This is a genomic window from Thalassolituus alkanivorans, assembly GCF_020447205.1.
Lineage (GTDB): Bacteria > Pseudomonadota > Gammaproteobacteria > Pseudomonadales > Oceanobacteraceae > Venatoribacter > Venatoribacter alkanivorans.
The window spans coordinates 492270-512190 of sequence record NZ_JAJAEL010000035.1; the positions used below are offsets into that span (position 1 = coordinate 492270).

The 19921-nt window shown below is 52.4% G+C and carries 21 protein-coding genes; 4 read left to right on the forward strand and 17 right to left on the reverse strand.

Annotated features, from left to right (window positions below; translation table 11 throughout):
• Positions 1-3: 3 nt before the first annotated feature.
• From rng to LGT44_RS12810, 5 genes are all read right to left on the reverse strand, one after another.
• Complete coding sequence (gene rng / locus LGT44_RS12790) at positions 4-1455, reverse strand: ribonuclease G (protein WP_145471045.1); 1452 nt, start codon at positions 1453-1455, stop codon at positions 4-6.
• Positions 1456-1459: 4 nt separating this feature from the next.
• Positions 1460-2047, reverse strand: a complete 588-nt coding sequence (locus tag LGT44_RS12795; RefSeq protein WP_230332556.1) for a Maf family protein — start codon at positions 2045-2047, stop codon at positions 1460-1462.
• Entirely contained in the window at positions 2044-2523 is a 480-nt protein-coding gene (gene mreD, locus LGT44_RS12800; protein ID WP_230332555.1) for a rod shape-determining protein MreD, read from the reverse strand. The genes LGT44_RS12795 and mreD overlap by 4 nt, the downstream gene beginning before the upstream one ends.
• Positions 2520-3365, reverse strand: a complete 846-nt coding sequence (mreC, locus tag LGT44_RS12805; RefSeq protein ID WP_145471048.1) for a rod shape-determining protein MreC — start codon at positions 3363-3365, stop codon at positions 2520-2522. The genes mreD and mreC overlap by 4 nt, the downstream gene beginning before the upstream one ends.
• Before the next feature lie 183 nt (positions 3366-3548).
• Complete coding sequence (locus tag LGT44_RS12810) at positions 3549-4586, reverse strand: rod shape-determining protein (RefSeq protein WP_145471049.1); 1038 nt, start codon at positions 4584-4586, stop codon at positions 3549-3551.
• A 126-nt stretch (positions 4587-4712) separates the two neighbouring features.
• Between LGT44_RS12810 and gatC the strand changes: the two genes are divergently transcribed.
• From gatC to LGT44_RS12830, 4 genes are all read left to right on the forward strand, one after another.
• Positions 4713-5000 carry an Asp-tRNA(Asn)/Glu-tRNA(Gln) amidotransferase subunit GatC gene (gene gatC, locus LGT44_RS12815; protein ID WP_145471050.1) on the forward strand — a complete coding sequence of 96 codons (288 nt, stop codon included), beginning with the start codon at positions 4713-4715 and terminating at the stop codon, positions 4998-5000.
• A 41-nt stretch (positions 5001-5041) separates the two neighbouring features.
• Positions 5042-6508, forward strand: a complete 1467-nt coding sequence (gene gatA, locus LGT44_RS12820) for an Asp-tRNA(Asn)/Glu-tRNA(Gln) amidotransferase subunit GatA (RefSeq protein WP_225692039.1) — start codon at positions 5042-5044, stop codon at positions 6506-6508.
• Between the two features lie 10 nt (positions 6509-6518).
• On the forward strand, positions 6519-7979 hold the full coding sequence (gatB, locus tag LGT44_RS12825; RefSeq protein WP_230332554.1) for an Asp-tRNA(Asn)/Glu-tRNA(Gln) amidotransferase subunit GatB: 1461 nt from the start codon (positions 6519-6521) through the stop codon (positions 7977-7979).
• A gap of 140 nt (positions 7980-8119) precedes the next feature.
• On the forward strand, positions 8120-8731 hold the full coding sequence (locus tag LGT44_RS12830; RefSeq protein ID WP_230332553.1) for an SRPBCC family protein: 612 nt from the start codon (positions 8120-8122) through the stop codon (positions 8729-8731).
• 77 nt (positions 8732-8808) lie between these two features.
• On the opposite strand, the gene LGT44_RS12835 is transcribed toward LGT44_RS12830, so the two are convergent.
• The 12 genes from LGT44_RS12835 to LGT44_RS12890 all read right to left on the reverse strand — a co-directional run bounded on the left by LGT44_RS12835 (position 8809) and on the right by LGT44_RS12890 (position 19699).
• The gene (locus LGT44_RS12835) at positions 8809-9873 is read right to left on the reverse strand and encodes a BMP family ABC transporter substrate-binding protein (protein ID WP_328296348.1); all 1065 of its coding nucleotides are present in this window, start codon (positions 9871-9873) and stop codon (positions 8809-8811) included.
• A 221-nt stretch (positions 9874-10094) separates the two neighbouring features.
• Positions 10095-10502, reverse strand: a complete 408-nt coding sequence (locus LGT44_RS12840) for a ClpXP protease specificity-enhancing factor (RefSeq protein ID WP_222428627.1) — start codon at positions 10500-10502, stop codon at positions 10095-10097.
• A gap of 11 nt (positions 10503-10513) precedes the next feature.
• Positions 10514-11140 carry a stringent starvation protein SspA gene (gene sspA, locus LGT44_RS12845; protein WP_145471056.1) on the reverse strand — a complete coding sequence of 209 codons (627 nt, stop codon included), beginning with the start codon at positions 11138-11140 and terminating at the stop codon, positions 10514-10516.
• An 89-nt stretch (positions 11141-11229) separates the two neighbouring features.
• The gene (locus tag LGT44_RS12850; RefSeq protein WP_230332551.1) at positions 11230-11985 is read right to left on the reverse strand and encodes a cytochrome c1; all 756 of its coding nucleotides are present in this window, start codon (positions 11983-11985) and stop codon (positions 11230-11232) included.
• A gap of 2 nt (positions 11986-11987) precedes the next feature.
• A complete protein-coding gene (locus LGT44_RS12855; RefSeq protein ID WP_230332550.1) occupies positions 11988-13220 on the reverse strand; it encodes a cytochrome b in 1233 nt (410 codons plus the stop codon).
• Positions 13220-13816 (reverse strand): ubiquinol-cytochrome c reductase iron-sulfur subunit, encoded by a 597-nt coding sequence (gene petA / locus LGT44_RS12860; RefSeq protein WP_230332549.1) that lies wholly within the window; start codon positions 13814-13816, stop codon positions 13220-13222. Before petA ends, LGT44_RS12855 begins: the two co-directional genes overlap by 1 nt.
• Before the next feature lie 223 nt (positions 13817-14039).
• Positions 14040-14432 carry a 30S ribosomal protein S9 gene (gene rpsI, locus LGT44_RS12865; RefSeq protein ID WP_145471077.1) on the reverse strand — a complete coding sequence of 131 codons (393 nt, stop codon included), beginning with the start codon at positions 14430-14432 and terminating at the stop codon, positions 14040-14042.
• A 4-nt stretch (positions 14433-14436) separates the two neighbouring features.
• Positions 14437-14868, reverse strand: coding sequence for a 50S ribosomal protein L13 (gene rplM, locus LGT44_RS12870; protein WP_145471059.1), 432 nt, complete (start codon positions 14866-14868; stop codon positions 14437-14439).
• Between the two features lie 222 nt (positions 14869-15090).
• Positions 15091-15402, reverse strand: coding sequence for a hypothetical protein (locus tag LGT44_RS12875; RefSeq protein WP_145471060.1), 312 nt, complete (start codon positions 15400-15402; stop codon positions 15091-15093).
• Between the two features lie 79 nt (positions 15403-15481).
• Positions 15482-17254 (reverse strand): hybrid sensor histidine kinase/response regulator, encoded by a 1773-nt coding sequence (locus tag LGT44_RS12880; RefSeq protein WP_230332548.1) that lies wholly within the window; start codon positions 17252-17254, stop codon positions 15482-15484.
• A gap of 46 nt (positions 17255-17300) precedes the next feature.
• The gene (locus LGT44_RS12885; RefSeq protein WP_225692033.1) at positions 17301-17930 is read right to left on the reverse strand and encodes a response regulator transcription factor; all 630 of its coding nucleotides are present in this window, start codon (positions 17928-17930) and stop codon (positions 17301-17303) included.
• A gap of 179 nt (positions 17931-18109) precedes the next feature.
• On the reverse strand, positions 18110-19699 hold the full coding sequence (locus LGT44_RS12890; protein WP_145471063.1) for a peptide chain release factor 3: 1590 nt from the start codon (positions 19697-19699) through the stop codon (positions 18110-18112).
• Positions 19700-19921: the final 222 nt, after the last annotated feature.

Sequence of the window (19921 nt, forward strand, 5' to 3'; positions counted from 1 at the left end):
TGCCTATTGCAGGACGATGTCGTAATGATCCTGGGTGTATAACGGCTCGACCTGTAACTTAATGGCCTTGCCGATAAAGGCTTCCAGATCCGCCAGACCGTTGCTGTCTTCATCCAGCAGCCGGTCCACTACCTGCTGACTAGCGAGTACGGAATAGGTTCCGGCACCGTAAGCCCGTTCTTCGCGCAGAATTTCACGGAAAATTTCATAGCAGATGGTTTCTGCGGTTTTTACCGAACCGCGCCCACCACAACAACGGCAGGGTTCCATCAGCATCTGCTCCAGACTCTCACGCGTACGCTTACGCGTCATCTCCACCAGTCCCAGTTCAGATACACCACTGATCTTGGTTTTAGCGTGATCCTTTTCCAGTACCTTTTCCAGCATGCGCAGCACCTGACGCTGATGCTCGGCTTCAACCATATCGATAAAATCGAGGATGATAATACCGCCGAGATTGCGCAGACGCAGTTGACGGCCAATGGCGGTGGCGGCTTCGAGGTTGGTTTTGAAAATGGTTTCTTCGAGGTTGCGGCGGCCGACAAAGCCACCGGTATTCACGTCGATGGTGGTCATGGCTTCGGTCTGATCGATCACCAGATAGCCGCCGGACTTCAGCGGCACCTTGCGCTCCAGCGCGCGCTGGATTTCATCTTCGACGCTGTACAGTTCAAACAGCGGACGCGGGCCGGGATAGTACTCAATACGGTCGGCAACTTCCGGCACATACTGCTGCACAAACTGCTCGATTTTCTGAAAGGTTTCACGCGAGTCGATCAAAATCTTGGTAACTTCCGGCCGCGAATAATCGCGCAGGGTACGCAGCGACAGCGGCAGCTCGTCATACACCAGACTCGGCGGTTTATTGTCTTTGATGCGCTCTTCCAGCTTGCGCCATAAACGGCGCAGGTAGCGGGTATCGGACAGAATTTCATCATCGCCCACGCCTTCAGCCGCAGTACGCAGGATAAACCCCGCTTCGCCGGTCAGACCTTCCGCTTCCATGCAGTTATTCACCAGCTGCTTCAGACGCTCGCGTTCGCCATCATCATCAATACGCTGTGAAATGCCGACATGATCCGCTCCCGGCATGTACACCAGATAGCGTGACGGAATAGCAAGCTGAGTGGTCAGACGGGCACCTTTGGTGCCGATAGGGTCTTTGGTAACCTGCACTACCAGCGCCTGGCCTTCGTGTACCAGCTGACTGATCGGCGCATTGCCATCACCCGTGCCGATTTCCGCTGCGTGAATAAAAGCAGCCCGCTCCAGACCGATATCGACAAAGGCCGCCTGCATACCGGGCAGCACGCGCACTACTTTGCCTTTATAAATGTTGCCGACCAGTCCGCGGTGGTTGGTGCGTTCGAGGAAAATTTCCTGCACCACGCCGTTCTCGACCACCGCTACCCGCGTTTCCGTCGGGGTAACGTTCATCAGAATTTCTGCATTCACAGGCTTAATCCTTGTCCCAGATGGGAATATTAAATTCTTGCAGCATGGCCGCTGTTTCCGTCAGCGGCAGACCAACCACATTGCTGTAACTGCCTTCAATGGCGTCCACCAGCACTGCGCCCAGTCCCTGTATTCCATAAGCTCCGGCTTTATCGGCCGGCTCGCCGGTCGCCACATAGGCGGTGATCTGCGCGGCAGTTAACGGCGTAAAGTGAACATTGGTGATAACCGTCTGCACCCGCTGCTGATCATCCTGCACCAGGGCAATCGCAGTCATCACCTGATGGCGGCGCCCGGACAAGGCTGTCAGCATTCGTGCTGCATCGTCAGCGTTTTCTGGCTTGCCGAGAATCTCATCGTCCAGCACTACGGTGGTGTCTGAACCCAGCACCACACAACCGGGGTTAGCTGCAGCAACCTTCTGTGCCTTGCCCAGTGCCAGTCTGGCGACATAAGCAGCCGGTGTCTCTCCCGCCTGCGGTGTTTCATCAATATCAGCCACCTGCACACGAAACTGCACACCAATCTGCTGCAGTAATTCCCGTCGCCGTGGCGAAGCGGACGCCAGAATCAGGCCTTTTGCCTCCGTCATGACAGATGCAGACGCGCCAGCGCCATATGGGTTAAGGCGTACACCCAGGGCCAGACCAGCGCCGAGGTCAGGGCCGGAGTCCAGAGCGATACCGGCACCATATTTTCACTCACCAGGGCTACCGCCCAGTAACTCAGTAACTGCTGCAGCACCACCAGCAAGAACACCACGGCGGTCTGCTGCAGAAAATTAAACATCGCCATACGCCGGTACAGCAGCTGCAGCACAAAAATATGCACTGCCAGCGTGAGTACGTGCATACCAAGCAACGAATTGTGCTCGACATCCAGCATCAGCCCCAGCGGCACGGCCAGCCATAAACCAAAAATATGCGGCGCATGCAGCACCAGCAGGGTTACCAATAGCAACACCCAAGCCGGTTGCAGCCACAACAGAATATCGGGCATCGGCAGGTGCTCAAGCACAAAGACCAGAAACATACCGGTAGCCACTAAAATCAGTGCACGGATATTCATTCTTTACCCTGCCATAAGCCGCCCGGTGGTACCTGACCGGAGCCATGACTGAACACCAGCAATAAATGCCGGCTGCGATCCAGATGAGCACTGGGTTCTGCCGTAACGGCGGCAAAGGATTTTCCGGGAATATTTTCTACTTTGGTCACGGTTGCTACCGGATAACCACGCGGATAACGCCCGCCCAGACCGGAGCTGACCAGCAGGTCGCCCTTGATAATGTCGGCGGTATTGGGCACATAAATCAGTTCGAGTTCATCCAGCGCGCCAGTGCCAACGGCAATTGCGCGCACACCATTGCGGTTTACCTGCACCGGAATCGCATGGTTGGAGTCGGCAATCATCAGCACACGAGCACTGTAGGGCATTACATCGATCACCTGACCAAGCAGGCCGTAGGCATCCAGCACAGGCTGGCCGATAAATACGCCGTCTTCGCCGCCTTTATTGATCAGAATCTGCTGACTGAAAGGATCAGGATCAACGGCGACCACTGCAGTGACCAGCACGCGGTCATCGACCTGCTCAGAAGCACTGAGTAATTCGCGCAGTTCAATATTTTCCGCTTCCAGCGCGGCCAGGCGCTGGGCACGCAGCTCCAGTACCAGATTGCGCGCTGTCAGCTGTTTATTTTCGTTGGTTAATTCCTGACGGCTGGCAGCGGATTCACCAAACCAGTTACCAATAGCGGAGGGAACCAGAGCCACCTGTTGCGCAGGCGCCAGCAGATAGCCGGTGATATAACGCACGGATTGTAACCACGGAGCGTGACTGTCCAGCCACATCAGCGCCAGTGCCAGAACAACAATCCCCAATACCCGCTGCCGCTGAAACGTCGGCACCTGAAACTGCGACTTAATAACGCTGTACCCGAATAAAAATTGAAGTGGCTAACTATACCGCCAAGCACAAACAGGAACCAGCACCGGCAGGCCCGACTCAGCGCTTCCGCCGCATAAAGGAATGCTTTAAGCATAAAAAAAGCGGAGCCAAAGCTCCGCTTTTTCAGCACTTATTTCCGGCGATTAATCCAGCACCAGCATTTCCAGCTGTTGCTCTGTTGCCGTTTCCAGGAACTTACCGCCGCCACGGGCGACACAGGTCAGAGGATCATCAGCAACAATCACCGGCAGGCCGGTTTCTTCACTCAGCAGCTTGTCGAGGTCACGCAGTAATGCGCCACCACCAGTCAATACCATACCGCGCTCGGCAACGTCAGACGCCAGCTCCGGTGGAGATTGCTCCAGCGCACCCTTAACCGCCTGCACGATAGCCGCCAGCGATTCCTGCAGCGCTTCGAGAATTTCATTGGAGTTCAGGGTAAAGCTGCGCGGAATACCTTCGGCCAGGTTACGGCCACGGACGTCGATTTCACGTACTTCGCCACCCGGATAGGCGGTACCGATTTCCTGCTTGATACGCTCCGCGGTCGCTTCACCGATCAGGCTGCCGTAGTTGCGGCGAATATAAGCGACGATGGCCTCATCAAAACGGTCACCACCCACTTTTACCGATTCCGCATAAACTACGCCACTCAGGGAGATGATGGCGATTTCGGTGGTACCACCACCGATATCCACAACCATGGAGCCACGCGCTTCATCAACCGGCAGGCCGGCACCAATCGCTGCAGCCATTGGTTCGTGAATCAGATAAGCACGACGTGCACCGGCACCCAGAACAGAATCGCGGATCGCTTTGCGTTCAACCTTGGTTGCCTGATACGGCACACAGACCACAACCCGTGGGCTTGGAGTCATAAAACTGCTTTCGTGCACTTTTTTAATAAAGTACTGCAGCATTTTTTCAGTCACTTCAAAGTCGGCAATTACACCGTCTTTCATTGGCCGGATGGCCTGAATATTTCCCGGAGTACGACCCAGCATACGTTTTGCTTCGGTACCTACCGCTGCCACGCTTTTCTGATGACCCTGCAGACGGATGGCTACAACTGATGGCTCATTGAGGACAATGCCTTGATCACGCATGTAAATCAGAGTGTTTGCAGTTCCCAGATCGATCGACAGATCACTGGAAAACAGGCCTCTTAACTTCTTAAACATCCAATCGATTCCTGTTCACAGGTGGCAAAATTGTGGGTAACTCTAGCAATGGTGGGGATTTAGGGCAAGGCGCATTTATGCTACGCTCGGCACCTTTCCAACAGGCATCAACACTGGAGTAAGCACATGGCTCTGGACCAGCAACAGGTTCGTGACATTGCCGATCTGTCCCGTCTGCAAATCGACGAGGCACAAATCGCGGAATACCAGAAAAATCTGAGCAACATTCTCGACCTGGTCGATCAGTTATCCGCCGTCGACACCTCATCTGTCGAACCAATGGCACACCCGCTGGATGCAGTTCAGCGCCTGCGGGCTGACGTCGTGACCGAAGAGAATAACCGCGATCATTTCCAGCAGATCGCTCCTCAGACCGAAAACGGCTACTACCTCGTACCACGCGTCGTTGAGTAACAGCAAAACCTGAGGCTCAGCCCCGGGGACAAGGATTCCTTATGCATAACAAAACCATCGCAGAAATTTCCCGCGATCTGGCGGCCGGTGAATACAGCAGTGTCGAAATTACTGAGAACCTGCTTTCCCGCATCAAACAGACCGATAATCGCTACAACAGTTTCATTACCGTGAGCGAAGAACAGGCACTGGCTCAGGCCAAAGCCGCCGATGCCCGTCGCGCAGCCGGCAATGCCGATGCCTGGACCGGCGTGCCGATGGCACATAAAGATATTTTCTGTACCAACGGTGTTCTGACCACCTGCGGCTCAAAAATGCTGAGCAATTTCGTTGCGCCTTACGACGCCACCATTGTTGAAAACTTCAACAACGCCGGTGCTGTGTCTCTGGGTAAGCTGAACATGGATGAATTTGCCATGGGCTCATCCAACGAAAGCTCTTTTTTCGGCGCCGTTAAAAACCCATGGGATACCGACCGTGTTCCCGGTGGTTCTTCCGGTGGTTCAGCCGCCGCCGTAGCCGCGCAACTGGTACCGGGTGCCACGGCATCGGATACCGGTGGTTCGATCCGCCAGCCTGCCGCCTTCTGTGGCCTGACCGGTCTGAAGCCAACCTATGGCCGCGTATCACGCTGGGGCATGATTGCTTACGCCTCCAGTCTCGATCAGGCCGGTACCATTACCCGTACCGCCGAAGACTCCGCCATGATGCTCAATGTTATGGCCGGCTTTGATGCCAAAGACTCCACCTGTGTTGACCGTGAAGTACCGGATTACACCGCCACACTGAATAACAGCATCGAAGGCTTGACCATCGGCCTGCCGAAAGAATATTTCCGCAGCGATTTAAGTGCCGAAATGCAGCAGCAGGTGCGCAACGCCATCGCCGAATACGAAAAGATGGGCGCGAAAGTGAAAGAAATTTCACTGCCGAATACCCATCTGGCCATTCCTGCTTATTACATCATTGCGCCGGCCGAGTGCTCCGCCAACCTGTCACGCATGGATGGTGTACGTTTTGGTTACCGTTGCGAAAATCCGCAGGATATTAACGACCTGTACAAACGCTCGCGTGGTGAAGGTTTCGGTATCGAAGTTAAACGCCGCATTATGGTCGGTGCTTATGCCCTGTCTGCCGGTTTCTACGATGCTTACTACAAAAAAGCGCAGCAGGTACGCCGCCTGATTAAAAATGACTTTGTGAATGCCTTTAACGAAGTCGATATCATCATGGGACCAACCACTCCGACACCGGCGTTTAAATGCGGCGAAAAAACCGCCGATCCGGTCGACATGTACCTTGAAGATATTTTCACCATCGCCCTGAATCTGGCAGGCCTGCCCGGCATGTCGATTTCCTGTGGTCAGGTAAACAACTTACCCGTCGGCTTACAGCTGATTGGTAATTATTTTGACGAAGGCCGTCTGCTGAATGCTGCGCATAAATTCCAGCAAAGCACCGACTGGCATCTGAAAACACCTGACCTTAAAAACCAGGCTGACATCTGAGGAGCGAATCATGGAATGGGAAGTTGTAATCGGCCTTGAGATTCACGCTCAGCTGGCCACCAAATCGAAAATTTTCTCCGGCGCATCGACCGCGTACGGTGCCGACGCCAATACCCAGGCCTGTGCCATCGATCTGGGTCTGCCTGGTGTACTGCCGGCGTTTAACGAAGAAGCACTGCGTATGGCAGTGAAATTCGGTCTCGCCATTGATGCAGAAATCGGCCTGAAATCGGTTTTTGATCGTAAAAACTATTTCTACCCGGATTCTCCCAAAGGCTACCAGACCACCCAGCTGCACCATCCGATTGTTGGCATCGGCCATATCGATATCGAACTGGAAGACGGCAGCAGCAAGCGTATTAACGTTACCCGTGCGCACCTGGAAGAAGACGCCGGTAAATCGGTGCACGAAGGCTTTAACGGTATGTCCGGTATCGACCTGAACCGTGCCGGCACGCCGCTGATTGAAATCGTATCCGAGCCGGAAATGCGCAACGCCAAAGAAGCCGCAGCCTATTTCCGTAAAATGCACAGCATTGTGACTTACCTGGGTATTTGCGACGGCGACTTATCTCAGGGTTCAATGCGTTGCGACTGTAACGTTTCCCTGCGCCCGAAAGGTCAGGAAGAATTTGGCACCCGTACCGAAATTAAAAACGTAAACTCTTTCCGCAACGTGGAACGTGCCATTGATGCAGAAATTGCACGGCAGATGGATATTCTCGAAGACGGCGGCAAAATCATTCAGGAAACCCGCCTGTACGATGCCGACAAAAACGAAACCCGCGCCATGCGCTCCAAAGAAGTTGCCAACGATTACCGCTATTTCCCTTGTCCGGATTTATTACCGGTAATTATCGACGACAACTATGTTGAAGCCGTACGCGCCACCCTGCCGGAACTGCCGGATGCAAAACGTGCCCGCTTTGCTCACGCGCATGGCCTGAGCGCGATCGATGCGGCCGTACTGGCGGCCAACCGCGAGCTGGCACACTATTTCGAAACCGCGGCAAAAATCGCCAACGACTATAAGTTGGCGGCCAACTGGGTGCAGGGCGATGTGTCTGCCACACTGAACCGTCTGGAAATCAGCATCGGCGAACTGGCCGTCAGCGCCGAACAACTGGGCCGCATTCTGCAGCTGATTAAAGACAACACCCTGAACAACGGTGGTGCAAAAGAAGTCTTTAACGCTCTGGTCGAAGGAAAAGGTGATGGCAGCGCAGAAAGCGTCGACAAGCTGGTCGATTCTCTGGGCCTGAAACAGGTATCCGACAGCGGCGCAATCGAAGCCATTGTGGCCGAGGTTCTGGCTGCCAACCCGAAACTGGTTGAAGGCTATCTGGCCACTCCTGAAGATAAACGTGCCAAAGCCATCGGGCCTTTTATTGGTCTGGTGCGTAAAGCCGCTAAAGGGGTTAACCCGCAGGTGGTTATGGACGTACTGCAGAAAAAACTGTCAGAGCTGTAAGCCCCTCAGCGCCCGCCGCCAATAACCGCGGCGGGCGTTTTATAACACCATAATAAAAGCACCACGGACGGAATTATTTTCCGGCACTCTTTCTGCCGGACATCTCACGACTCACCCTCCTTATTTATCCGGAAACGCTTATGAAAAAACTATTAGCCGGACTGGTGGCCGTTGTCACTTTGTCTGTTGTTATCCTTATTGCTCAGGCCCAGCGCCACGTTGTTACTTCACACAGCGTTGTTATTAATGCGCCCGTCAAAGAAGTCTGGGATTTTCTTTCTGACAACCGCCACGCGAAAGGCTGGTCGGTAATCTTTGATCATATCCGCCCACTGGAAAGTTCACCGGTTGCCGAAGGCCAGATCGGCGCCCTGCGCCGCTGCTTCCGCAACGACAATGAAGAGGGATTTTTCTGGGATGAACGCACGCTGACCGCAGAACCATACAAACGCCGTACCCTGCGCACCTATAATGTCTCCAACACCAGCTGGGAATTATTCGAGCGTTTTCAGTTTACCGCCTATCAGCTGTATGAAGATCTGGGCAATGGCACCACCCGCCTGACCTTTGAAGGTGATCTCGACGACCATACAAAATATTCTGTTTTTGAACATTTTGTATTCTGGGTCAGCCAGTTCGAAGGGGAGCGGGTATTCCGCCTGAATCTGGAAAATATTAAGGCAATGATTGAACAGAAAGACGCGTTCGAGCGTCCACATCCGTGGGAGCCGAACAGCCCGTTTGATGCCTGAGTTGGCGGCTTACATTCCCTGATGCTGAAAAACATCAGGGAAATCGCTCTAGCACAGTTTATAGTAATACACAGCCCTCAGAACGACGGCATCTCACCAACCACACCTTCCACATACCAGTTCATACGCAGCAGCTCATCATCGGAGAGAGATTCGCCAGCACGTACCAGTGGACGACCGCGACTGTTAAGAACAGGGCCGGAGAAAACGCTGAAGGTTTTATTCTTTATTTCCTTTTCAACCTGCGACACCTGATCGCGCACTGCTGCCGGAATCTGATCGCTGAGATTATTCAGCTGGGCAATATCCTCACTCATACCCAGCCACAATCGCTTGCTGCTCCAGTTGCCTTCTTTTAACGCCTGAATCTGTGTGGCGTAGTATTTTCCCCAATCATAACCAACCGAGGCGATTTGTTTGGTCGGGGCAAATTCCGACATATTGGAATGGAAGCTGATGGCAAACACGCCAGCGGCTTCTGCTTCTTTAACAACCGCTGGCGAGTCGGTGTGATGGGTCAGCACATCAGCACCGCTTTTCAGCAGCTCACGGGCCAGCTCAGAGGCTTTGTCCGGCGCGTACCACTGACGGGTCCACTTTACTTCAACAACCGCCTGAGGGTTTACCCGGCGCACGCCAAGGGTAAATGCATTAATACCACGGATAACTTCCGGAATAGCATGGACGGCAACAAAACCAATGCGGTTACTGCGGGTCATGGCACCGGCAATCATGCCGGATAAATAGCGAGGTTCATAAGCACGTGCAGCATAACTGCCGAGATTATCACTCAGACGCAGTCCGGTGGCGTTATCAAATTTAACCGCCGGAAATTCGCGCGCAACACGCGCTGTGGTGACCATATAGCCCTGTGAGGTGGTAAAAATAATATCGTTATTTTCAGCCAGTTTACGGATCGCCTCGGCGGAAGCCCGCCCTTCCTGTACGAATTCTGCATACTCGGTTTTAACATCCGCACCGAAAACTTTTTCCAGGTACTGACGGCCTTCGTCATGCGAGTGTGACCAGCCCACTTCTTTTGCTGGTCCGACATAAATGAAAGCCGCTTTAATTTGTGCATGAGCAGCAGTTGTCAGTGAGTACAAACATACGAGTAACAGATTTAACATACAGAGGCGCATAGCGATCCGACCATTAATACTTGACCAATTGGTCAGGCATTATGCTCAGCCAGTTTCTGCCTTCAAGCGCAGGATCTTCATTTATCGATAGCTATCACAATAAATTTTCAAAAGTGGTCAAAGACGCGCCATTTATTGAGTAACAGCCCGGGAGGAGCATGGGTAACAGGCAGACATAAAAAAACCGCCTGACGGCGGTTCTTTTATTTTGACGAAAACAACTACTTCACTACTTTCAGTGAAGGTCTTGCGCCACCTGACGGAGTATCCGTTGCAGGTTTTTTCTTCGGTGGCTGCGGATCGTCCGGGTCCGGTGCTCCGGCTTCAGAGCCGAACACCATACCCTGGCCATTTTCGCGTGCATAAATTGCCAGTATGGCAATGACAGGAACGAAAACTGCCATAGGCACACCACCAAAGCGGGCATTAAACGACAGGCCGCTTTCATCAATCAGCAGGTTCTGCACTGCCCCGGGACTGATGTTCAGCACAATCTGCCCGTTATTCACATATTCCTGCGGAACCTGAACATCGGGCAGTAAAGCATCAACCAGAACGTAAGGCGTGCACTGATTATCGAGAATCCACTCATTCAGCGCCCGCATTAAATACGGGCGGCTGGGTGTCATGGTATTACTCATCAGTCGCGCATTTCCCGCTCAGCTTCAGAGAGGCTGGCGATAAAGGATTCACGCTCGAACAGACGCTCCATATATTGCAGCATCGGCTTACAGGATTTCTCCGGCAATTCGATCCCCAGTACAGGCAGACGCCACAGGATCGGGCCAACACAGCAATCAACGATGGAGAACTCTTCGCTCATAAAATATGGCAGTTCTGCAAAGATCGGGCTGGTTGCGATCAGGCTGTCAGTCAGCTGCTTACGGGCAGCCTCAACGTCTTTACCCTTACCATTAAGGATGGTGTCGATCAGGCCGCCCCAGTCTTTTTCGATGCGGTTAATCCACAGACGGCTCTGCGCACGGGCAACCGGGTAAACCGGCAGCAGCGGCGGATGCGGGAAGCGCTCGTCGAGGTATTCCATCATCACGTTTGGTTCGTACAGAACCAGATCGCGATCCACCAGTGTCGGCAGCGAGTTGTATGGGTTCAGTGATGCCAGATCTTCTGGCTTATTGTCGGGATCGACGTCATGAATTTCTACCGCCACCCCTTTTTCAGCCAGTACGATACGTACACGGTGACTGTAATGATCTGACGCATCCGAATAGAACGTCATGGAAGAGCGTTTAGCCACAACCCCCATAATTTCCTTACCTCTTAGCAAACCCAAAAACAAAGATAGCCCGGCCGCAAAAGCGGACGGGCTGTGCAGGCAATTAACTGCCGGACGTATTACTTAACGTCGCGCCAGTATTCTTTGTTCAGCATATATACAGGAACAAAGAAGATTGCCAGGAATAACAGTACCCACCAGCCGATGCGCTCACGCTCAACGGCAATTGGCTCAGCCATGTAAACCAGGAAGTTAACCAGGTCATACACAACTTTGTCGTACTCTTCAGCAGACAGCTTGCCTTCTTCAGCCAGGTACAGAACACCTTCGTGCTCTTCGGTGATTTCCTGACCAGTCAGGGTATCAAAACCAACAGCAACCTGTGCGGTACCTTTTACCTGACGGCCTTGCAGATCCGCCAGAACATGCGGCATACCAACGTCTTTAAATACAACGTTGTTCACGCCCCATGGACGGCTTGGATCTTCGTAGAAGCTGCGCATGTAGGTATATACCCAGTCAGGGCGACGTACGCGGGCAACCAGAGTCAGATCCGGAGGAGTCGCACCAAACCAGCGCTTGGAGTCTTCCTTCTGCATACCGATGGTCATCAGTTCACCGAACTGCTTGTCGGCAAAAATCAGATTTTCTTTCATCAGATCTTCCGGGATACCCAGATCGCGGGCAACACGGTTGAAACGGGCATGCTCCAGAGAGTGACAGCCCATGCAGTAGTTAGCAAAGGTCTGCGCACCACGCTGCAGAGATGCAGTGTCAGTCAGATCTGTAAGGTGCTTATCCAGATGCACACCTGACTCAGAAGCCAGTGCAAACGCTGGGATAAATGCGGCAATTAACGCGAATACTTTTTTCATTATCAGTGGCCCCCGGTTACGCGCTCTGGTACTGGTTTGGTTTTTTCCATGCGGGTGTAGAACGGCATCAGCAGGAAGAAGCCAAAGTAAATAACTGAGCAGAAACGAGCCAGGAAAGTATTCAGGTCGTTTGCTGGCTGAGTACCAAGCCAGGTCAGTTCAACGAAGGCGGCAGCAAATACAACGATAAATACTTTGCTGATCCAGCCTTTGTAGCGCCAGCTCTTAACCGGGCTGCGATCCAGCCATGGCAGAACAAACAGCACAGCAATAGCAGCAGCCATAGCAATAACGCCCAGCAGCTTATCCGGCACTGCACGCAGAATTGCGTAGAACGCACCGAAGTACCATACAGGAGCAATGTGTGCAGGAGTCTTCAGGCCGTTAGCTGGCTCAAAGTTAGCGTACTCCAGCATGAAACCGTTACCTTCAGGGAAGAAGAACAGTACGGTACAGAAAATCATCAGGAAGACGACGATACCCACCAGGTCATGAACGGTGTAGTAAGGGTGGAACGGAATACCATCCAGCGGCTTGCCGTTTTCGTCTTTCAGTTTTTTGATATCAACGCCATCCGGGTTGTTAGAGCCCACTTCGTGCAGCGCCAGCAGGTGCAGAACCACCAGCATAACGATAACCAGAGGCACAGCAATAACGTGCAGAGCAAAGAAGCGGTTCAGGGTGGCACCGGAAATCAGGAAGTCACCACGGATCCACTCAGTCAGAGCATCACCAATACCGAAAGGAATAACTGAGAACAGAGAGATAATTACCTGCGCACCCCAGTAAGACATCTGTCCCCATGGCAGTACGTAACCCATGAAAGCTTCCGCCATCAGAGCCAGATAAATCAGCATACCGAAGATCCAGATCAGCTCACGTGGCTTCTGGTATGAACCGTACAGAATCGCACGCATCATGTGCAGATAAACGGCAATAAAGAAGAAGGTCGCACCAGTGGAATGCAGGTAGCGGATCAGCCAGCCCCACTCAACATCACGCATGATGTATTCAACAGAGGCAAAAGCGCCTTCGGCACTTGGCACAAAGTTCATGGTCAGCCAGACACCAGTCAGAATCTGGTTAGCCAGCATCATCATCGACAGTACGCCGAAGAAATACCAGAAGTTGAAGTTCTTCGGTGCATAGTACTTGGACATATGCTTTTCATAGGTCTGGGTAACCGGCAGACGGTCATCAATCCAGCCCATCAGAGTGTTTTGCTGCTTACTCATTAAGCGTTCTCCTCATCGACACCGATTACCAGAACATTGTCGCCCTCGAAGGAATATGGGGGAACGACCAGGTTAGAGGCTGCCGGTGAGCCGTTAAATACACGACCTGACAGGTCGAAACGGGAACCGTGACATGGGCAGAACCAACCACCCTGCCAGTTTGCATCGAATGCTTCCGGCTGAACTTCAGCAAAGTATTTCGGTGCACAACCCAGGTGAGTACACACACCCAGCAGTACAATAAATTCCGGCTTACGCGAACGGTTAATATTATCCGCATAGGCTGGCTGTTGTTCTTTATTGGAATTTTCAGGATCTTTGAGGCGGCCGTTCAGCGCCGGAAGATTGTCCAGAGTTTCCTGAGTGCGGCGTGCAATATACACCGGCTTACCACGCCATGCGGCGGTCAGCATCGCACCTGGCTCAATTTTGCTGATATCGACTTTTGCCGGAGCACCTGCTGCTTTCGCCTTCTCACTTGGCAACCAAGATTTCACGAAGGGTACTGCGAGAAAGCCAGCGCCGACAGCACCGACGCCGGCTGTAGCGCCTACGAGCAGAGTACGCCGACCCTTATTCACGCCGTCTTGACTCATTACCATCTTCTCCCATCAAAAAAATTCTTTTGTGCTACAAGGTCAGGAGCCTGCTGTATGTTTTTTGTACAGACCCAGCGTAGCATACAGAGCGGCGCACATAGTAAAGAAATTGGGAGGTGGAAACAACCTGAAAAACCCACAGAACATGGGGTTTTGGGCATAAAAAAAGCGTCCATTGACATAGGCCAATGAACGCTTCTTTTTGTATCCTTCGAGCGAATTAACGCTTGGAGAATTGTGGCTTCTTACGTGCTTTACGCAGACCCACTTTCTTACGCTCAACTTCACGAGCGTCACGGGTAACATAACCCGCTGCACGCAGAGAAGGACGCAGAGTTTCGTCGTATTGCATCAGTGCACGGGTAATACCGTGACGGATAGCACCGGCCTGACCGTTACCACCACCGCCGTTAACGTTAACAATAACGTCAAACTTGGTCAGGTTTTCAGTCAGTTCGAGTGGCTGGCGAACAACCATGCGAGCGGTTTCACGACCGAAGTAAACGTCCAGAGGACGTTTGTTAACTACGATGCTGCCTGTACCAGGACGCAGGAACACACGAGCTGTGGAAGTCTTACGACGACCGGTACCATAGTATTGAGAGACTGCCATCATATTATCCCAGTTTCAGTTCTTGCGGCTGCTGAGCGGTATGCGGATGCTCGCTACCAGCATAAACTTTCATTTTTTTGTACATGGCACGACCTAAAGGATTCTTTGGAAGCATACCTTTAACGGCCAGTTCGATTACCATTTCAGGCTTATGGTCGATCAGTTTCTCGAAAGAAATAGACTTCAGACCACCTGGGTAACCAGTGTGATGATGGTACATCTTGTCACTGGTTTTATTACCGGTAACTTTAACTTTGTCTGCATTGATAACAACGATGTAATCGCCGGTATCAACGTGTGGAGTGTATTCTGGCTTGTGCTTGCCTCTCAGACGGCGAGCAACCTCAGTGGCCAGGCGACCCAGCGTCTGTTCAGCTGCATCAACTACAAACCACTCACGTTTTACGGTTTCGGGTTTCGCGCTGTATGTTTTCATCAATTTCTCGCCTTTAAGGGCATGTTGATTCGAAAAGAGGGCGGCATTCTATAGGAAGGAAGATTCTTCCGCAAGTCATAATCCTGTATGAATTATGATCCGACCGGCCACTGCGGTTAAGCCCGCACCGGCACTGGGATGGCGCCCGCCGACACAGTAAAAGAAACCGCCGTTTGCGGTCAGCAAACGGCGGTTCAGGTATCTGTACCGGCTATGATTTGATCAGTAATGCTCCGGCTCGCGGAACTTCACCAGACCGTAAATCAGGGTCAGCATGGTGACCATGATATCGAGCAGAATGGCCAGAGCCATCATGGTCGAGGTGTCTTCCTGCTGGTCGTAACCCAGCGTTTGCCCGACATAGAAGCAGGTAACGCTGACGACAAAACCAATCAGGATGCAGGCTACCAGAAAATAGCCCTTGCCGTCATCCATCGTGAGCGTTTCATCCAGAACCTTTGCCTGCAACAGGAAGTAAGCGCTGTAACAAAGAGCACAGGCCAGCGCCATGCCGACCAGAAAAAAAGCAACCATAACGATTAACCTGCAGAACGATAACTGGCTAAAGCCTAGCTCAGATCTCTGCAGCTGCAAGGCAGCACTGACCTTATTATCAGTGCATACGATCCTGCGCAATGCTTCCCTGTGCCTCTGCATGACGGCGCAGTATACGTGCCACCAGCATTCTCAGCTGCGCCGGCTTGATGGGCTTGTGCAGATAATCCAGCCGCTGACGGTGGAAGCTGCTGACCACTTCGTCACTGGTATCGCCGGTGACAATCAGAGCCGGAACATCCGCCAACGTCCGCCTGACTTCATGCACAAAAGAACAGCCGTCATACCGGCCGGGCATACGGTAATCAACGATCATAAAATCCGGAACAAATCCGTCTGCTATCGCAGCAAGCGCGTCACTGGTTGAGGAAAAACTGATGCAGTGACTTCCCCAGACCGATAACAGCGACTCCATCGCCATAACAATGGAGGCTTCATTATCAACCACCATGATATTCAGCCCGGCAAAAGCGTTGTATCCCTCCGGGCTGCCTGCGAGAGCCGGTTTAACCGGTAGCGGCTCATGACTAAGCGGCAGCAGTAAGGCAACCTCAGTCCCCTGCCCCAATACCGAACTCACCTGTATTTCGTGGCCCAGCAGTTTGAGAATCCGCTGCACAATAGCCAGCCCCAGCCCCAGACCGCGCTTACGGTCACGCTCCTGATTATGTACCTGAAAAAATTCCTGAAAAATACAGTCCAGATCTTCTTCCGAGATGCCAATACCGGTATCGATAATACGCAATTTAACCTGTTGATCTGCTGCTTCAAATAACACCCGGATACCACCCTCCGAGGTATATTTCACGGCATTAACCAGCAGGTTAGTCAGCACCCGTTCCAGCAGAACCGGGTCGGAGTAAACCACACAATTGCAGTAATCGACGCTGAAACTAAGCCCTTTTAATGTGCTGTCGATAACAAACTGCCGCTCCAGCTTGTCGAGCAAATCATCGATACAGAAACTCTGTTTATTAATGGCAACGTTGTTATCGGCATCCAGACGCGATACGTCAAACAGTGCTTCCAGCAGTTCACTCAGAGACTCCAGCCCCTGGCTGATATTTTCCAGATCTTCACGCTGATCACGGACCACAATTTTTTTATTAAGAATTTCGGCATACAGGCTGACCGCATGCAGAGGCTGACGGAGGTCGTGACTGGCAGATGCGAGAAAACGCGATTTTTCTTCACTGGCGCGGTTAGCGCGGTCGGTTTGTTGCTGTAGGTCTGCGATCAGATCCAGGTTTTCGTATTTAAGGCGGATGGAGTTATCAATAACCCGATGTATCGTCCGGCTGAAGCCAAACGTCGCAAATAAATAGACTGCAGCCCCAAATCCCATCCAGCGATACATATATTCATCCTGAATAAACATACTCAGAACCATGGGCGTCATAAGAGGGGCTGAAAATAAAATATAGGCAACCGGGCGGGAAGACAGCGATACCATGCTGCCAGCAATCATGCTGATAAACGTGAGAATCAGATAAGCAATATTATTGATGTTATCGGCATCAAATAATATCGCCCCGCCGATCCCCCAGATACAACCTGTCAGGAAAATCAGCAGTACCTGCTCTATGCCATAACGGAATGTTTCCCGGTGCGTGACAATCGCACTACCGGGAAAATGATAATGCAGCATCCGGATAGCCAGCATTATATAAAGCAAAGCAGACCAGAGGATGACGCGGGTCGAGTAATCGCCATGCCAGAAAACAATCAGCAGAGGAGCGCTGCCGAGTAAATTGCCCGCCAGAATCATGGGTGTATTACGGTGAACTACCCTGATTTTTTCGGCGAGAATTTCATTCTCATACTCTGACACGGTAGCGCTGTTCTGGGCACGCCATGGATGCCGCACAGAGACCCGCCTAATCCAGCCCAAGCTGATGGGCCTTTTTGCTCGATTCGGAACGACTCTGTGCACCCAGCGCGTGGAAAATAGCGCTGATATGCGATTTGACCGTGGCCACACTCAGACACATCTGTTCGGCAATTGCCTGGTTCGACAGCCCTTTTCTGACCAGGCGCAGCACTTCAAGCTGCCGGCGGGTCATATTATGCTGCGCCGCCCACTCTTCACTTTCGTTTAAAAAAGCCGTATCGGCAGCAGGGTAACCATCATTGGAATATGTGACTTTACCATCCAGAACATCGTTGATTGTCTGAATGATCCGCTGCCCGGAAGACGATTTAGGAATAAAACTCATCGCCCCCAGCTCAACTGCTTTTTGCATATCATCCGGATCGCGGGAAGCAGACACAATAATAACCGGCGTCAGATTGTTGCGCTGATTCAGCTCAGCCAGAAGGGTAAAACCATCCATGATCGGCAGACGCAAGTCGATCAGCGCGATATCAAATGCTCCGGACAGCAGTTTCTTCAGCGCATCCTGACCGTTATTAACGGCATCTATCTCCGTCGCCAGGCCAGACCCGGCAAGAATGCCCCTCAACCCGTCCAGAAACATCTGATGATCATCGACCAGTAGTATTTTCATAATCCCTTCCTGCTGAAAATGGCGATCCGTCAGCCAGCAAACACTCTGCCGCCAAACTCTTTAATCTATCGCACCCCGGTCAGACTGTAACCAGCTGAAAGAATGGAATACGCAGATCACGTGGACACACCGGAAACAGCCAACAAAAAGCCCGCATAATGCGGGCTTTGTGTTCAGCTTCAGTGTTCGCGTGTCGCACGGAAATCGATATCCGGCCAGCGCTCCTGAGTCAGACTCAGATTCACCCGGGTAGGAGCAATATAAGTGAGGTAACCGCCACCATCGATGGCCAGGTTTTCACCGCCCTTACGCTTAAAGTCTTCCAGCATTTTACTGTCGCTGCAGTACACCCAGCGCGCCGTGCTGACACTGACCGGCTCGTAAATACATTCCACCTTGTATTCATCACGCAGACGCTGCTGTACCACATCAAACTGCAGCACACCCACCGCCCCCAGAATCAGGTCGTTATTATTCAGCGGCATAAACAGCTGGGTCGCACCCTCTTCGGACAGCTGCTGCAGACCTTTCTGCAATTGCTTCATTTTCAGCGGATCTTTCAGGCGCACACGCTTAAACAGTTCCGGAGCAAAATGCGGAATACCGGTGAACTGCATATCGTCACCAAAGGTGAAGGTATCACCAATCTGGATGGTGCCATGGTTATGCAGACCGATAATATCGCCGGAAATAGCCTCTTCCACCGCCGAACGGTCACCGGCAAGGAAGGTTACGGCATCGGCGATTTTCACATCTTTGCCAATGCGTACGTGCTTCATCTTCATGCCCTTGCTGTAGGTGCCAGAGCAGATACGCATAAAGGCAATACGGTCACGGTGCTTCGGATCCATATTGGCCTGAATCTTAAAGATAAAGCCGGTGAACTTATCATCGGCCGGAGCAACCGGCCCCTTATCAGTCTCACGGGCTAATGGCGCCGGTGCCCATTCAACGAAGTAGTTGAGCAGTTCACGCACACCAAAGTTGGCCAGTGCCGTACCGAAGAATACCGGAGTCATTTCACCGCGCAGATATTCGTCCAGATCAAACTCATAGCTGGCGCCGCGCACCAGTTCAATTTCATCCACCAGCTCGGCGACTAAATCAGCGCCCAGCAAGGCTTCTGCTTCAGCGGACTCCAGCCCCTGAATCTGAATATCATCCGGCACCACACTGCCCTGACCCGGCGTAAACACATGAATCGTGTCGGTGATCAGGTTGTACACCCCTTTAAATGCCTTACCCATGCCAATTGGCCAGGTAACGGGGGCGCATTTGATTTTCAGGATGGTTTCAATTTCGTCCAGAACTTCAATATGGTCGCGGACTTCACGGTCCATTTTGTTGATAAAGGTGAAGATCGGCGTGTCACGCAGGCGACAGACTTCCATCAGCTTGATGGTCCGGTCTTCTACACCTTTGGCGCCGTCGATAACCATCAGTACGGAATCGACTGCGGTCAGGGTGCGGTAGGTATCCTCCGAGAAGTCTTCGTGACCCGGTGTATCCAGCAGGTTAACCATGCGGCCGTTGTACGGAAACTGCATTACCGAGGTGGTAATGGAAATACCACGGTCCTGCTCCATCTGCATCCAGTCGGAGGTCGCCATACGGCCGGTTTTCTTACCTTTTACCGTACCGGCCAACTGAATGGCATTACCGAACAGCAACAGCTTTTCGGTGATGGTGGTTTTACCCGCATCGGGGTGCGAAATAATACCGAAAGTACGGCGTTTACCGACTTCCAGTTCAAATGGGGATTTCGACATCGCTTGCGATCTTCTTCTGAGCCTGGCCTGCCAGCATAGCGCTGGATTCAGGAGATATCCGGACGCTTGCCGCAACCCGGTCTGAGGGGCGCAATGATATGCAAAGCCTCGCCTCTTGACCAGACGATTCCTGTATCCGGCCCGGTGCAGACAACCTGCCGGTGATTCCTGCTCTGCATCAAGAATCGTGTTTACGTGACACTCCCAGGCGCTGCTTGTTGC

Bases quoted from the DNA above. Each gene is read 5' to 3' on its own strand.
- rplM (WP_145471059.1), bottom strand. From the start codon at position 14,868: ATGAAAACATACAGCGCGAAACCCGAAACCGTAAAACGTGAGTGGTTT.
- sspA (WP_145471056.1), bottom strand. From the start codon at position 11,140: ATGGGGGTTGTGGCTAAACGCTCTTCCATGACGTTCTATTCGGATGCG.
- LGT44_RS12850 (WP_230332551.1), bottom strand. From the start codon at position 11,985: ATGAAAAAAGTATTCGCGTTAATTGCCGCATTTATCCCAGCGTTTGCA.
- LGT44_RS12885 (WP_225692033.1), bottom strand. From the start codon at position 17,930: ATGAAAATACTACTGGTCGATGATCATCAGATGTTTCTGGACGGGTTG.
- mreD (WP_230332555.1), bottom strand. From the start codon at position 2,523: ATGAATATCCGTGCACTGATTTTAGTGGCTACCGGTATGTTTCTGGTC.
- gatA (WP_225692039.1), top strand. From the start codon at position 5,042: ATGCATAACAAAACCATCGCAGAAATTTCCCGCGATCTGGCGGCCGGT.
- LGT44_RS12840 (WP_222428627.1), bottom strand. From the start codon at position 10,502: ATGACACCCAGCCGCCCGTATTTAATGCGGGCGCTGAATGAGTGGATT.
- LGT44_RS12810 (WP_145471049.1), bottom strand. From the start codon at position 4,586: ATGTTTAAGAAGTTAAGAGGCCTGTTTTCCAGTGATCTGTCGATCGAT.
- LGT44_RS12835 (WP_328296348.1), bottom strand. From the start codon at position 9,873: ATGCGCCTCTGTATGTTAAATCTGTTACTCGTATGTTTGTACTCACTG.
- LGT44_RS12855 (WP_230332550.1), bottom strand. From the start codon at position 13,220: ATGAGTAAGCAGCAAAACACTCTGATGGGCTGGATTGATGACCGTCTG.
- LGT44_RS12890 (WP_145471063.1), bottom strand. From the start codon at position 19,699: ATGTCGAAATCCCCATTTGAACTGGAAGTCGGTAAACGCCGTACTTTC.
- LGT44_RS12795 (WP_230332556.1), bottom strand. From the start codon at position 2,047: ATGACGGAGGCAAAAGGCCTGATTCTGGCGTCCGCTTCGCCACGGCGA.
- rpsI (WP_145471077.1), bottom strand. From the start codon at position 14,432: ATGGCAGTCTCTCAATACTATGGTACCGGTCGTCGTAAGACTTCCACA.
- LGT44_RS12830 (WP_230332553.1), top strand. From the start codon at position 8,120: ATGAAAAAACTATTAGCCGGACTGGTGGCCGTTGTCACTTTGTCTGTT.
- petA (WP_230332549.1), bottom strand. From the start codon at position 13,816: ATGAGTCAAGACGGCGTGAATAAGGGTCGGCGTACTCTGCTCGTAGGC.
- gatC (WP_145471050.1), top strand. From the start codon at position 4,713: ATGGCTCTGGACCAGCAACAGGTTCGTGACATTGCCGATCTGTCCCGT.
- gatB (WP_230332554.1), top strand. From the start codon at position 6,519: ATGGAATGGGAAGTTGTAATCGGCCTTGAGATTCACGCTCAGCTGGCC.
- LGT44_RS12875 (WP_145471060.1), bottom strand. From the start codon at position 15,402: ATGGTTGCTTTTTTTCTGGTCGGCATGGCGCTGGCCTGTGCTCTTTGT.